The following is a 13,597-nucleotide window of genomic DNA, read 5'->3' on the forward strand; positions in this document are numbered from 1 at the left end:
ATAAATAGTGATTAATACAGAAAGGGGATCTTGAGGTGCGCATAAGAAACGAAATTGCGCAAAACAGCGGTTAAAGCCGATTAGCATAAACGGCTGACATATGGATGGTGGGATAAGTAGGTTGGAATATATCACCTGCATCAGGTGAGCTAGCAGGTCTATGAGACTATGGCTTTTGAAGGTTTGATAATTGAGGCCTTAATATCTACCTAGTAAAAGTTGTTAATTTGATGCCTGTTTCAAACAACTACGAACCCTCGCGCCTGTAATTCTTTAGCGAACTCAGACTGAGTATTTGGCTCGCCGTGAATCAAATGCACCTCTTTCGGTGGAGTCGCGATGCCGTCTATAAATTGGTAAAGATCCTCTTTATCAGCATGGGCAGAATAGCCAGACATGCCATGAATTTGAGCATTAACCTCAACGTCTTTGTTATCAATAGAAACCTGCATTTCGCCTTGTTGCAGCTCTCGTCCGAGCGTCCCGTGCGCTTGATAGCTCGCTAAAATTACATCGGTTCGTTTATCGGGAAGCAAGGCAGATAAGTAGTTCATTATCCTACCACCCTGACACATCCCAGAAGCTGCGACCACAATCGCGGGTTCACCTGTCGACTTGAGGCGATTCACGATTTTCTTGTGCATTCTATGTCCATCGACGGTAATGCACTGCTCAAAAGCGAGTGGGTGGCGTTCCAGTTCAAGACGCTGCTTTGCTTCTTGTCCCCACAACTCTTTAAAGCGTCGGTATGAACGTGTCACTTTCTGAGCCATCGGAGAATCGAGAATAATAGGAATATCGCTACTGAGTTGATGCTCAAAGATCAGGTGCTCGATATCAAACAGCAGTTCCTGAGTTCTGCCGATACTGAAGGCCGGAATTAGAATAACGCCACCGTCGAGCAGTGAACGATCAATTATTGCTTTGAGGCGCTCAGCTCGCGTAGCGATATCATCATGAGTACTGGTGCCATAAGTGGATTCGATAAACAGATAGTCGGCTTGTCGTGGTGGCTTAGGATCGGGCAGTAGTGGTGTGTTACTTGGGCCCAAATCGCCAGAGAAGACTACCACCTCTTGGTTGGGTAATTTAATCTCGATATAGGCAGAACCTAAGATGTGCCCCGCAGGTTGAAAGCGAGCATGTAGAGTATTTGGCCTATGATGATCCTTTCCGTTGTTTTGCTGTTTAGACGTGATTGGAAACCATTCCCCGTAAGGCTTGGGAGCAATTAGCGAATGAATCTTTTTGAGTATCAGCTTCGATTGTTTATTGCTGAGCCCTTGCAGTTTTAAGCCATCCTCAATCATTAAAGGAGCGAGTTCGGCGGTGGCTTGCGTGCAATAAATTGGCTGGTTAAATCCACTGGCGAGTAACCAAGGTAATCGACCAATATGATCAATGTGAGTATGGGTCAGCAGCAGAGCGTTGAGGTGGGACGTTTCAAATTCAATATCAAGAGGGCGTGCATCTTCTCCTTGAAGCTTTTTACCTTGAAGATCTAAACCTTGAAATAAGCCACAATCGATGAGTACCGCTTGGCCTGAATCTCTTAATTCGTGACAAGATCCTGTGACAGTATGTTTGCCACCATGGTGAATCACTTCCATCGTTTACTCCCATTGCTCTATAAGGCAGATAACGCCTGTTTTTATTTTGCGGATAAGCGCCAGCAAGTAAAACAAGAACAATGAGAGTTGCGATCGTTGAGTGTCTTTTTAAGTAACTGAGCGATGACTCAGTGGTTTCGTTGCGAGTTAGTTCGTAGAAGAACGATCTGAATCCAACTCTGTTTTTTGCTGCGCCTCTAAACGAGCCACTTCGGCATCAAGCTCTGCTATTTTCTCTGCCATGAGTGCGTGACAGCGATTGGCCAGCTCTCTTGCGTCGCTAAGCTTGTATCCGGATACATCGATAGGTTCCAGCATCTCGGTGATCACAATGCCATTATTGGCTCGATTCAAGTCGATCTTATTGTGCGTGGTGCTGGTACACATCGGGGTGATAGGCACACCAGCTTCAATTGCCATTCGGAAAGCGCCCGTTTTGAATGGCAATAGTCCACGCCCTTTACTACGGGTTCCTTCCGGGTAAACCCAAACAGACAGATCTCTCTGATGAATCGCTTCCGCCACTTGCTTGATGGTATCGCGTGCTTTGGACTTATCTTCGCGGTTAATCATGATGTTACCGGTGATCCAATACAGCAGGCCAAAGAAAGGCACGTACAACAAATCGCGCTTGCCCAATGAAACGGTGCGCGGTCTTAGCATTCCTGGATCGGTCACAAAGTCCAATATGCTTTGGTGGTTAGAGATGTAGACGCTGTTTTCTGGTGTTGGGGCATTGTCTAGGCCGCGCTGCACCAGTTTTACACCGATGATCTTTTGGAGTTGGTTGAACCAACGACAGAAAACGTACACATGCTTGGGGTTCTTGGGGCTAAACAAGCAGTAAACAAAAGCACATAGAGTGGTGAAAATAATAAACACCGTAGCCAAAATAATACGAAGAACAGCAAGCACAATTCACTCCTTACTCACCGCAGATGGCAGTGATTAAATAGTTTTAGATGCTTGAAGTTTTCACTCTATTTAACCGAATTGCAACAATTAACTGTTATAGGGTTCTGTTTTTAGATCTTTATATAAAACAAGGACTAACAATGGGTGTTTGACACGATTATCGAGCTTACACGTGTTCACCAGTAGCGAGGCATGTTCACCAATACTGTTTATTTGGATCCAACTCTTCTACCCATTCAGGATCTTGACGCGACTCTAAATAGAGTTGTAGGCCGTTATAGGACATGAAAGCTGCAGGGCTGCCGAGGTGCTCGAAATAGTCAAAATACTCATCTTCGAGAGCACAAAGGTGGGCTAAATCTTTAACCTTGTTAGCCAGCGCCCACTGAATGGCAAATACAGGCGCTATTGAGCCTGAAATATTCACCTCTTCGACGTTTGGGTTAAACATTGAATTAGCTTGCTCAAGCAGTATCTCTTCTTGTTCAGACTCTTGTTGTAGTACCTCTTCGACGATCTCCGAGCGCTTGGTATTAGAGACATTCTTGTTCAGCTTGGCGATTCGCAGTGCGTAGCTAAACCTTTCTGATGAAACGATGTCGACAAGCTGCGACAACAGCTCTTTGTCTACGCCTGCTGCCTTGGTGAAATAGTCGATACATGAATTGATTGAGGCATAACGAGTACCGTCAAACTCAAAGCCACTGGTTTCGTCGTATACCTCAAGTGGGATGTCATCAACCGACAAAGGCCAGCCTTTATAATCGACGCGTTGTTTGGCGATTTGATACATCTTCCAAGCGCTGCGCCCAAACCCACCGAGCGTCGAACCCGAGAAATCAGAATCAATAAGCTCTTGCTCCGTCCAGTTCTCACCGATGCCAAGGTGCTTAGCGTACTTGTCTATCAGAGTGTGTTTTATCTGATCGCGCACTGACCAAATTGAGGTTAGATTCTTTGAATAGTTAATTCTCGCACACTCATTACAAGCCGGCAGTGCGATCGGTGAATGGCCTATCTTGGCAACTGCCTGCGCTGTCTTAGGGAATTCAACAACATCATTGGAAGGTTCACCACAAAACCAACAGCTGTGGCGCAGGTTGAATGGGGTATCTATGTGCGAGTATGTGTTCATTAGTCTTTATCGGCTAGGTGCTTGAGGCGAGTTAATCATCTTCAAACAATTATCTCTGTTCGCACGTCAGCTTGCACCTTGTTTGTTTTTGTTTTTCTGACGAGATCAATTCGAGGTGTGACTCGCCTGATGAACTCATTAGGTGGATATTGATATAAAACAGTCACTAACGATAAATGCTGATTGGTGTGGCTGAACTTACATGAGCTGCTAGCAATCGCCTAAGCTCCCCATTACTATTGAGGTAGACTCCTTACTCCAATAGCGCATATGTCCTCATCGATTCCTTTTTACGATAAAAATGCTCACACACTTTGCCAGCAGTACAACTCAGTGACCTTCGAGACGGTGCATAAAAGCTGGCAAGCTTATTGGCCTTTAGTGGGCGATAAAGTACTCGATGTCGGTGCTGGATGCGGTCGTGATGCGCTATGGATGTACAAGGCCGGATCTGATGTTATTGCGATAGAACCAAGTGCTTCATTACGCGAACAAGGCTCGAAATATACAGGCCCAAGTGTTACCTGGATTGATGATTCACTTCCCTCGCTTAGCCGCACTGAAAACCTCGGAATGCGTTTTGACTTGATATTGGTCAGTGCGGTTTGGATGCATCTCGCTCCGTCTCATCGAGAGCGAGCATTCAGAAAGTTATCTAACTTACTCGCTCCAAATGGCAAATTGGTGATTACCCTACGTCACGGAGAGTTTCATGACGACCGAGAGGGTTATGAGGTCTCGGTTGAAGAGCTTGAGCGTTTGTCGAAGAACAGTGCTTTGTTGGTGCGTCATGTTGATAACAGCCAAGACACCTTGAAGCGCTGTGAGGTTTGGTGGCAAACCGTGGTGATGACCTTGCCAGATGATGGCTCCGGTGATTTGAACAAGGTGCGCCACATTATTGTGAATGACAACAAGTCGGCCACATACAAGTTGGCTTTGTTGAGAACATTACTGCGAATTGCTGATGCGCATTCAGGCGCTGTGATTGATCGAACTGATGGAAAAATTTCTCTACCAGTGGGCTTGGTTGCTCTGTATTGGGTTAGGCAGTTTAAGCGACTGATTGATATCGACATAGAAGGCGCAGGGATTCAGCAAAATAGCAACACAACGAAGGGACTTGGGTTTGTAAAAGAGGATGGGTGGAATAAACTCAAACACTTAAGTGCTGATGATCTAGCGATAGGCGCTATGTTTCTCGGCGATGAAGCTAAGGCTCTACAAAAGCTATTTTCACAAACGATCAGCACCATTAAATCAGGACCTGTGACTTTCATTTATCAAGGCTCGAAAGACAACCGACTATTCGATATATACCCACCTCACAAACGACGGAAGAGCCGAGAATCACTGGTCATTGATAGTGAGTTCTTAGAAAGTTTTGGTTATTTCACTCTCGATGAAAGCCTGTGGGAGTGCTTTAGAATCTACCACTCTTGGATTGAACCACTGGTGGTGAATCAATGGGTCATGGAGATGCAGCGTTTCGAGTTGAACCGACAGCGAAGCATTTCACTACAGACTTATCACGACTGCTTGGTATGGATCGATCAAAACCATGATACTCGCGATGTGCGTAAACGTGTCGAGCAACTTAGATCTGATCGTGCCGACATTGTCAGCGTGTGGAGTGGAAAATCATTAAAAAATGAGTATCACGTTGATCACTGTTTGCCTTTCGCTTACTGGCCAAACAACGATAAGTGGAACCTCTTTCCTACTACAAGCAAAGAGAACTTAAGTAAAAGTGATAAAGTTCCTACGGCTGAAAAGCTGCGCTCGTCTAAGTCGAGGATTCTAGAGTGGTGGCAACTCGCTTGGAACGATTCGGCTCATTTTGAACAACAATTCTTTTCAGAAGCCGCGCTTTCGTTACCTAACATCCCTGCGCAGTGTCGAGACTTTGAAGAGGTGTTCGATGCAATGGGCTTGCAGGTACGTGGTGTAAAAAGCAGACTGCTGATTAGTGAGTGGCACTGATCATTAAGTGGGCTAGTTATCCCAAATAACCCTCAACAAACTAATCATCGAGAACATAATGAAATACATCGGAATTGATGGCTGCAAGTCGGGTTGGATCGCTTGGATTGTCTCTGACAATGAGATACCTGCGTTTAAAGTGGTAAACACCCTCGATGAGCTAGCGAGTGATCTTATCGGTTCAACGGCGCTTATCGATATGCCTATTGGTTTTAGTGATGCACAAACTCCAGATCGCTTGTGTGACAAAGCAGCAAGGCGTTTTCTAACCAGCAAACGTGGTTCTTCGGTGTTTCCGGTTCCGTGTCGTGAGGCGGTTTACCAAACCGATTACATTGCGGCGTGTAATGCCAATGTGGAGCAGCTTGATAAGAAGTTTTCTAAACAGACTTGGGGAATTGTGCCCAAGATTCGCGAGCTTGATGAGCTCATTGAAACTCATCCCAATCTTTCTATCAGGGAATCACATCCTGAAGTGGTGTTTGCAGCATTGAAAGACGAACCGCTGACGTTTTCAAAACGAACGCAAGAAGGCAAAGAGGAACGGCTTTCTATTATTCAGCAGCTATCCCCTCAATGGTGTGACCGCTTGTCGTTGGCCATTTCAAATACCAAACGTAAAGACGCCGCGATAGACGATATTTACGATGCGTTCGTACTTATGTTAGTTGCCTATTACGCTCCGCAATTATCGACCTTACCTGAACTTTCTGATGTTGGTGGAGAAGCTGACAAGGATCAGAACGGACGAGTTAGAGAGATTGTTTACTGGAACAAAACACGCTAACAAAGCGTGCGCTCAACTTGGCTTAATATGTTATTTTCCAACTCTGCTACTTTTCACTCTTACTATTTTTGAGTCTTTGATATGAAACGTTTTATTGTCGGCTTGCTGGCCACTGTGCTCAGTGCTGCGAGTTATGCCCAAGTTGCCCCTATATCTCAATGGCAATGCGACATGATGAAAAAGAACAATGTCTTGAGTAGTGGTGCGCCCGTCGGTTGTGAGCGATTATCCAAAGTGGATTTCGATTTCGTTAACTTTAAGGGCGAAACGCAGCAGGGGAACATGATTGTGCTTGATGTTGTTGCGCCGGCTGTTGAACAAATCTTTTCAGAGCTTAAACAGCGCAATTTTCCTCTTCATTCCGCTCGTTTAATGCGTGAATTCAGAGGTGACGATAACGCCTCAATGGATGCGAACAACAGCAGTGCGTTTAACGCTCGTCCTATTACAGGCGGAGGAGGTTGGTCGAAACATGCGTATGGTGTGGCAATAGACATCAACCCAGTTCAAAACCCTTTCTTAGAGTTCGATAGCAACGGAAAAATCACGGTCAAGCCTTCACAATCTGCGACAAGTTATGTGAACCGTACTCGTTTTCGTGCTCGTGATGAAATTGAACGCCGCGGCATGGCTGAAGATGTGGTGGAGCTGTTTGCCCATCACGGATTTATGATCTGGGGAGGGGATTGGAATAGCCCAATCGATACTCAGCATTTTGAGGTTGGATCAAGAAAGTTCGTTAACCAACTGCTCTCTAAACCACAACCTGAAGCCGAGGTGTTATTTGAGCGCTACGTCAAATCTTATCGACAGTGCTATCTCAAAAATAAAGGTGAGGACGCAGAAAAAGCTCGAGCTATCTGTGCAAAGAAAACAGTCGGGACTTTTTAGTGCTATGTTTATCTAGAACCGTTTGTGTTTTAGCAAGTTAAACTCGCTTCAGGTGTGTTTTGAATAGCTAAGGTCAGCGCTCGTCGTTGGCCTTTTTTGTATTCATTTCTTCAATAGAACACCGAGCATTGAAAAGGTTATTGGGTATCCATTAGTCAATAATCGATAAGCGAATGCAGCGCAAAGTCATCGGTTTGTCATTTAAAAACTCATAGCGTTAACGTTATGTGAGAACCATTGCTGGTGGGGGAATTCTTCGCGCAAACGCCAGTATTATTAGTGAACTGATCACAACGGACCAACTAATGAAAAAGATACCTTTGGCTCTAACTCTTTTAAGCACTCTACTTTTTTCACAATACACTTTGGCTACTGACACTTCACCTACCACTCAAAATCCTACTTACGAACTCGATGGTAAGTCGGTATTAGGCCGCACTGAGAACGTGTACCTATCTAGCGTTCAAGGGTTAAAAGACGTTCCTTTCATTGGTAAAATTGATACTGGTGCGGAAACCACTTCTATGCATGCTGAAGACATTCATGTGAAGAGCTCTAATCCCGATTACCAAAATCTCAAAGACCAAGAGTTGATGGCGGCGTTAACCGAAGACCTGTTGAACAATTCCGATGTTGATTACGATGATTGGGATGGCAGTACCTTTGCGAAATATGAGGCTGTGGTGTCTTTTAAGGTTCAAAACCCGCGGACGGGAGACATGGTATTAATCGAAGCGCCTTTAGAGCGTGTCAGTATGATACGAAGCCGCACCAGCAGCACGCCTTTGCTTCGTCCTACCGTAAAAATGTCGCTGACCATTGCAGATCAAGAGCTAAAAACAGACGTTAACCTGACCGACAGAAGCCATTTCTCTGCGCCAGTGCTGATTGGTAAAACCTTCCTTGTTGACAACGCTTTAGTGTTTGCGGGCTATGACTACTTGCAAGAGCAGGAAAACGCGACCGTTGTTGGCCGAAAAGAGGTGGTGTCTATCTCTGGAATGGCGATGAACGCGACCTTCTCATTAAAAAATCGCTACAGCATCCTTCATGCAAAAGACATCGATATAGATAAGAAGAACAGTGAAGTGACGTTTGATATGTTCGACAACGACGGCAAGCAAAAAGAGATGACATTGCCGTTGGTTCGTATGTTAAGCGTGAGCGGTAAGAAGAGACCTTTGGTGTATGTGCCTGTTCAACTCGATGAAAACACGACTAAAGACGTTCTGGTGTACCTACGTGAGCGCTCGAGTAGTGAGTCGCAGTTGAGATTTGGAACCAACACCGCCAGCGAACTCTTCATGATTGACACCAGTGCTGAGAATATTTTATTAGAAGGTTCAGAGAACTTTAGTGATGTGGCTGAGTCTGGTGAGCCTATGATTATCTCGCCGGAAGAGGACATCACCCTAGATGACTTCCCGCTTAAGGCTGTGGCTTCTTTCACTGTCAATACACCTTTGCTGAAGGTCGACAGTTTTGAAATGACAGGTAAAGGCAAAGATGCTTCCGTTGAATTTTATCTTACGGATGTAAATGGTGAGAAGCAGAAGGTGACCAAGCCAATTATTAAGAAGCTTAAAGTCGGGGATGATACTCGTCCGGTTGTAAGTGGTGAGTTTGCGGTGTCTGGAAAAGTGCGTACGCAAGAGTTTGCCATCGATGTGCTTAATACAAATGAGAAAGAAGCGTACTTTATTTTAGGTAAGAAGATGGCAAAAGAAGGCGTTTACGTTAATACGCGTTCTGATTACCTTCTGAAAGCTGAGCCACTGTTTAAAGTAGGGCACATTGAAGTAGTAGAAGTGAACGGCATGAAGTTCCCGGCCAAGCTCGACACTGGTGCGGATGTGAGCTCAATGAATGCAGTCAACATCAAACGATTTAAGAAAGACGGCCAAGACATGGTGAGCTTTACCTATCAAAACAACCAAGGCGATAAGCAAGATTTCACCAAGCCAGTGATTGATGTAATGCGCATCAAAGCCAAGAAAGGCGAGAAGGTGAACATTCGCCCCGTAGTAGAAATGAAGGTTAAGTTGGGTGACTTAGAGAAAGAGGTGAGGGTAAACCTTCAAGATCGCTCTCGCTTTGAATACAGCATGATCTTAGGTAAGAACTTCCTGAAACACGGCGCAGTCGTGAGCAGTGATGAAGATTACTTACTCGGTGATATGGAGTAACACCTAAACTTATCTAAGTTCGTATCAGAACAGTTCTAAACAGCCACACATTTCAACAATGGGATGTGTGGTTTTTTATTGAGTGCTCCATCTTCTCTAAAGGGAAATGATCTAGTTCTTGCTCAAATTCAATTTGTTAAGCATGGCAATAGAGTTATCAAAGATAGCTTCGGTTATGTGTTTTGGGAAACCTTCAGGCAAGCGTGCGGCGAGGCGCTCGATTGCTTTGGGTAATTCAGTTTGCATGTCATCCAATATGCTTTGCATGCTATCAGAATTAAAGCCAACTGAATGGGCGGTATCAAGAAAGTGGCGAGAGTAGATCTTGCTTATCTGGTATTTTTTACCACGGCTTGCTTTTAACCCCATTGCTAACTTTAACTTTCTGATGTTAAGTCCTTTTTTTCCTGTGATAGGGTAAGCCGACAAAATGTCATAAAATGGTGTTAAGCGATAACTACCTTGCTTTTCAATAAATATTGAATAGTTCTTTGCATGCCCATCAATAGCGCCTATAGCCCATTGGAAGACTTGAAACTTCATGAAGTTATATCTGTCTTCCAGTGCATTTGATGATCCTTCAAGTAGCTTCATAATATCGGCGATTCCGGGGCCTCCATCACTTTCGTATTTTATCGATGAAGGGATTCCTTTGGCTTGACAGATATCTTCCTGAGGAAGGCGCAGTAGGTGTGTACGATCCTTAATCCAACGTCTATCAAAACGCTCAACAGCAATGGCTTTATAATTATGGGTTGTGATGATCTCGACTGTCGGAACATCAAACCCCAACTCTCTAGCTAACTCAATACAGATGAACTCATTCTCGACACTTTCAGTCAGATCTAGAATAGAGGTGGGCTGCTTAATCTCACCAATAGGTAGCTTAATGATATGGCTTGTAGGTGTATTCCCTTTAGGCAAACACCAATCTCCATTCAACCTTAGCAATGCTGTTTTTTCTTGAGCGCCAGCAACCGATATTCGGAAATCATCTTCTTCCTTAATCATACCTAATGGAATATCGGAATGATGGGCAGCTAAGATTTTTTCAAGCCGAGATTCATCAAGAAGTTCGTATGACAGTTTGTTCTCGATATAGGGTTGACTTGGAGGGAGCAGAGCAATGGCACCAACGCTGTCTTTGCCAATTTCTTTCAGAAGATCAAAAGGTTGATTTGAAGCCGTTTGATAGCGTGCAACAATCCTATTACGTATAGCAATATTGTCTGGTAGTAGGTTGTCAAAGTAGTTGATAACGGCATCAGAAGTTATCGTAGGTATTTGTAGCTTAAGGGATAAAGATAATGGGCGAGATTTGTCGTTACTTAGCCAAGACTCATTATATTTAAATTCGTGAGAGCCATTGTTTTGCTTTATGAGAGTACCGACCAACTCACCATTCATGTAGGCATTAAGTTGTTGCATTACCAATCTTCCTCATCAACAGTGCTTTGACTATTTTTTGCATCTTTGGGTTCGATTTTAAGGGTGAGCTCTAATGCTTGGATAAGCTTGAACATTGTTGAAATAGTTGCCTTTTCTGGTCTATTTTCAAAGTTCGAAATGGTTGCTTGTTTTATCCCTACTTTTTTTGCCAGCTCAGACTGAGTCCACCTATTCTTTTGGCGTATTAGCAGTAAAGTATTGGCTAATTGTTGTGGGCTATAAATCACAAGTTGTCACTCCTTACTATGATGTTTTATCCCCATTAGAGGATATTGGTCGTGCTATCCCAACAAAGGGATATATGTAACTTTATACCTTGTAGGGGATATTGCAAGTTATATACCTTGTAGGGGATAAAGTAGGATTATCAAAGCCTTTAGCTTAAAGAGGTATTGCAAGAAGGTGGATGCCAGCCTTTGTTAGACTTGTCGCTAAGTTCTTTTGCGATTGGCGATTATCCATGCGGGTAAGGTGAGGTGATAGTTACACGTAAGTAGATCAAATATGCCACACAAGAGATAATTAGAAATACTGACTTTGAAGCGCAACGAGATGGTTCTAAACTAAAGTTATGGCAATCAAAAGCACTTACACTGTGCATCACCCTGTGAGTGAAAACACAGGTGATTAAGAAATAAATAATGGTAACGCAAGGTATTAGCATCATCCAAGTTGGATGTGTGGAGGCTACGTTTGATTTATTTACGGCTTTTGAAGGTGTGTTGAAAGCGAAAGTGCAAGGTGGCGCGTTTAGTATCTGCTTTTAGTACTAATAGCATAATTAATGATTATAAATACAAAAAGGGCGATAACTCAGTGAGTTACCGCCCTTTCCAAACGTTTGGTGGAGCTGGCGGGAGTTGAACCCGCGTCCAAAAATCATTCATCATTGGTACTACATGCTTAGTCGATCTTTAATTTCACCAGCAACCTGCGAACCGACACGCTAGTTAAAGGCTAACCTGAATTATAATTCGCGCTTTTCCTCTCAGGTGGGAGAAGCCACGCTAGCTAGTTTGGGTTTGATCTCTTATTGGTCCCCGTCTTACGAGCGGAAGCTAGGGTAAGAGAGCTCTGAGCAGGTTATTAAGCTGCTAGTGCGTAGTTTTCGTCGTTTGCGACTATTTTTTTGCGGCTTTTAACGTGGCCAACCGCCCCACGGCATGCACCTCAGACTTCAAAATTCCTGTCGAATCCTAAATCAGCCCCAAGTGTTATTTGCATAGTACCAGAAAAGCTTACCCTGTCTAGCACTGTGCGTTTAAGTGCTTAAAATTAACGCAAATTACTCTTCATAATTCGTGCTTTATCTCTCGCCCAATCTTTTTCTTTCATATCAGTACGTTTATCGTGCAGCTTTTTACCTTTCGCAACGCCAACTTTAATCTTCGCCCAAGAGCGAGACCAGTAAAGTGCGGTTGCGACAAGTGTCATGCCTTCACGGTTAATACGACCGATAAGGTTGTCGAGTTCTTTTCTCGACATAAGGAGTTTACGAATACGTGTTGGGTTCGCCACGATATGAGTACTCGCTTGAGTTAGCGGAGTAATCGTCATACCACTGATGAATGCTTCGCCATCTCGGATGTAAACGTAGCTTTCTGCGATATTGGTTTTGCCTTCACGTAGGGATTTTACTTCCCAGCCTTGTAGCTCAAGCCCCGCTTCTATCTCATCATCGATGAAATATTCGTGGCGAGCTTTCTTGTTAAGCGCAATGGTATTACTACCGGCTTTTGATTTTGATTTATTCTTTGCCATAATGGCCTCATTATACGGAATGCGCCCTAGATGGGGAATCCTTTTTATTTGCGCTCTGGCCCAATACAATTAAAATTGCAGTTTGTGTTAATGTAACGCTGTCTTTAACAGGAGTCTATATGCCAAAGGTTACTCGTTCAGCATTAGTGTCGTTTAGTGCCGACCAGATGTTCAGCTTGGTCAATGATGTTGCTCGTTATCACGAGTTTTTGCCAGGGTGTTCTGGTTCACGTGTGATCGAATCTTCAGATTCAACTATGGTGGCTTCGGTTGATGTCTCTAAAGCTGGTATCAGCAAAACATTTACCACATCGAACCGCTTAGCGGATGGCGCTGAGATCTTGATGGAGCTGGTGGACGGCCCGTTCAAAAAGCTGCAGGGTGGTTGGTACTTTACTCCGCTCGACGAGCAAGCTTGTAAGGTTGAACTTAAGCTAGAGTTTGAGTTCTCTAGCCGAATGATTGAAATGGCATTTGGTAAGGTTTTCAATGAGCTGACGAGCAATATGGTCAGTGCTTTTACTCAACGCGCGAAACAGGTTTACTAAGCCATGACTATTGAATCAGATATGATCCACGTAGAGGTTGTGTTTGCGCTTCCGCACGAACAGCGTGTGTTTACCTTGGTGGTGAACAAAAACGCGACTGTGGAAGAGATTATTGCGCAGTCTGGTGTTTTGGAACTGTATCCAGAAATCGACTTAGCGAAAAATAAGGTTGGCGTGTTCAGCCGTAACGTTAAGCTAGATGCGACGGTTCGTGATAAAGACCGTATCGAAATCTACCGTGCACTGTTAGCCGATCCAAAAGAGATTCGCCGTAAGCGTGCTGAGCAAGCGAAAGCAGCAGCGGCTAAATCGTAATGCTAAACCAGTTTGAC

At 44.2% G+C, this 13,597-nt stretch carries 12 protein-coding genes and 1 other RNA gene; 6 read left to right on the forward strand and 7 right to left on the reverse strand.

The window, feature by feature from the left end; translation table 11 throughout:
- Positions 1–239: 239 nt before the first annotated feature.
- The 3 genes from AB4503_RS16005 to AB4503_RS16015 all read right to left on the reverse strand — a co-directional run bounded on the left by AB4503_RS16005 (position 240) and on the right by AB4503_RS16015 (position 3,660).
- Positions 240–1,610: an MBL fold metallo-hydrolase gene (locus tag AB4503_RS16005; protein ID WP_372115374.1), complete on the reverse strand. Its 1,371-nt coding sequence runs from the start codon at positions 1,608–1,610 to the stop codon at positions 240–242.
- Positions 1,611–1,757: 147 nt separating this feature from the next.
- Positions 1,758–2,525 carry a 1-acylglycerol-3-phosphate O-acyltransferase gene (locus AB4503_RS16010; protein ID WP_102333729.1) on the reverse strand — a complete coding sequence of 256 codons (768 nt, stop codon included), beginning with the start codon at positions 2,523–2,525 and terminating at the stop codon, positions 1,758–1,760.
- A 196-nt stretch (positions 2,526–2,721) separates the two neighbouring features.
- Positions 2,722–3,660: a hypothetical protein gene (locus AB4503_RS16015; protein ID WP_372115375.1), complete on the reverse strand. Its 939-nt coding sequence runs from the start codon at positions 3,658–3,660 to the stop codon at positions 2,722–2,724.
- Between the two features lie 270 nt (positions 3,661–3,930).
- Here AB4503_RS16015 and AB4503_RS16020 point away from each other — a divergent pair, with 270 nt between their 5' ends.
- The 4 genes from AB4503_RS16020 to AB4503_RS16035 all read left to right on the forward strand — a co-directional run bounded on the left by AB4503_RS16020 (position 3,931) and on the right by AB4503_RS16035 (position 9,507).
- Positions 3,931–5,643, forward strand: coding sequence for a class I SAM-dependent methyltransferase (locus AB4503_RS16020; RefSeq protein ID WP_372115376.1), 1,713 nt, complete (start codon positions 3,931–3,933; stop codon positions 5,641–5,643).
- 58 nt (positions 5,644–5,701) lie between these two features.
- A complete protein-coding gene (locus AB4503_RS16025; protein WP_017065619.1) occupies positions 5,702–6,430 on the forward strand; it encodes a DUF429 domain-containing protein in 729 nt (242 codons plus the stop codon).
- Between the two features lie 81 nt (positions 6,431–6,511).
- The gene (locus AB4503_RS16030; protein ID WP_372115377.1) at positions 6,512–7,321 is read left to right on the forward strand and encodes a M15 family metallopeptidase; all 810 of its coding nucleotides are present in this window, start codon (positions 6,512–6,514) and stop codon (positions 7,319–7,321) included.
- A gap of 305 nt (positions 7,322–7,626) precedes the next feature.
- A complete protein-coding gene (locus AB4503_RS16035; RefSeq protein ID WP_372115378.1) occupies positions 7,627–9,507 on the forward strand; it encodes an ATP-dependent zinc protease in 1,881 nt (626 codons plus the stop codon).
- 111 nt (positions 9,508–9,618) lie between these two features.
- On the opposite strand, the gene AB4503_RS16040 is transcribed toward AB4503_RS16035, so the two are convergent.
- The 4 genes from AB4503_RS16040 to smpB all read right to left on the reverse strand — a co-directional run bounded on the left by AB4503_RS16040 (position 9,619) and on the right by smpB (position 12,717).
- Complete coding sequence (locus tag AB4503_RS16040) at positions 9,619–10,935, reverse strand: type II toxin-antitoxin system HipA family toxin (RefSeq protein ID WP_372115379.1); 1,317 nt, start codon at positions 10,933–10,935, stop codon at positions 9,619–9,621.
- Positions 10,935–11,183 carry a type II toxin-antitoxin system antitoxin HipB gene (hipB, locus tag AB4503_RS16045; RefSeq protein WP_171732553.1) on the reverse strand — a complete coding sequence of 83 codons (249 nt, stop codon included), beginning with the start codon at positions 11,181–11,183 and terminating at the stop codon, positions 10,935–10,937. Before hipB ends, AB4503_RS16040 begins: the two co-directional genes overlap by 1 nt.
- A gap of 615 nt (positions 11,184–11,798) precedes the next feature.
- Positions 11,799–12,165, reverse strand: a transfer-messenger RNA (tmRNA) gene (gene ssrA, locus AB4503_RS16050).
- A gap of 66 nt (positions 12,166–12,231) precedes the next feature.
- Positions 12,232–12,717: an SsrA-binding protein SmpB gene (smpB, locus tag AB4503_RS16055; protein WP_004735156.1), complete on the reverse strand. Its 486-nt coding sequence runs from the start codon at positions 12,715–12,717 to the stop codon at positions 12,232–12,234.
- A gap of 119 nt (positions 12,718–12,836) precedes the next feature.
- Between smpB and AB4503_RS16060 the strand changes: the two genes are divergently transcribed.
- A complete protein-coding gene (locus AB4503_RS16060) occupies positions 12,837–13,265 on the forward strand; it encodes an SRPBCC family protein (RefSeq protein WP_004735157.1) in 429 nt (142 codons plus the stop codon).
- A 3-nt stretch (positions 13,266–13,268) separates the two neighbouring features.
- Positions 13,269–13,580, forward strand: coding sequence for an RnfH family protein (locus AB4503_RS16065; RefSeq protein WP_004735158.1), 312 nt, complete (start codon positions 13,269–13,271; stop codon positions 13,578–13,580).
- The last annotated feature ends 17 nt before the right edge of the window (positions 13,581–13,597 follow it).

Source organism: Vibrio sp. 10N.222.55.B11, from assembly GCF_041473705.1.
GTDB lineage: Bacteria > Pseudomonadota > Gammaproteobacteria > Enterobacterales > Vibrionaceae > Vibrio > Vibrio crassostreae_C.

What these genes read in the sequence shown, in the direction of transcription:
- AB4503_RS16005 (WP_372115374.1), bottom strand. Translation starts at nt 1,610, where the DNA reads ATGGAAGTGATTCACCATGGTGGCAAACATACTGTCACAGGATCTTGT.
- AB4503_RS16025 (WP_017065619.1), top strand. Translation starts at nt 5,702, where the DNA reads ATGAAATACATCGGAATTGATGGCTGCAAGTCGGGTTGGATCGCTTGG.
- AB4503_RS16015 (WP_372115375.1), bottom strand. Translation starts at nt 3,660, where the DNA reads ATGAACACATACTCGCACATAGATACCCCATTCAACCTGCGCCACAGC.
- smpB (WP_004735156.1), bottom strand. Translation starts at nt 12,717, where the DNA reads ATGGCAAAGAATAAATCAAAATCAAAAGCCGGTAGTAATACCATTGCG.
- AB4503_RS16040 (WP_372115379.1), bottom strand. Translation starts at nt 10,935, where the DNA reads ATGCAACAACTTAATGCCTACATGAATGGTGAGTTGGTCGGTACTCTC.
- AB4503_RS16020 (WP_372115376.1), top strand. Translation starts at nt 3,931, where the DNA reads ATGTCCTCATCGATTCCTTTTTACGATAAAAATGCTCACACACTTTGC.
- AB4503_RS16060 (WP_004735157.1), top strand. Translation starts at nt 12,837, where the DNA reads ATGCCAAAGGTTACTCGTTCAGCATTAGTGTCGTTTAGTGCCGACCAG.
- AB4503_RS16030 (WP_372115377.1), top strand. Translation starts at nt 6,512, where the DNA reads ATGAAACGTTTTATTGTCGGCTTGCTGGCCACTGTGCTCAGTGCTGCG.
- AB4503_RS16035 (WP_372115378.1), top strand. Translation starts at nt 7,627, where the DNA reads ATGAAAAAGATACCTTTGGCTCTAACTCTTTTAAGCACTCTACTTTTT.
- AB4503_RS16065 (WP_004735158.1), top strand. Translation starts at nt 13,269, where the DNA reads ATGACTATTGAATCAGATATGATCCACGTAGAGGTTGTGTTTGCGCTT.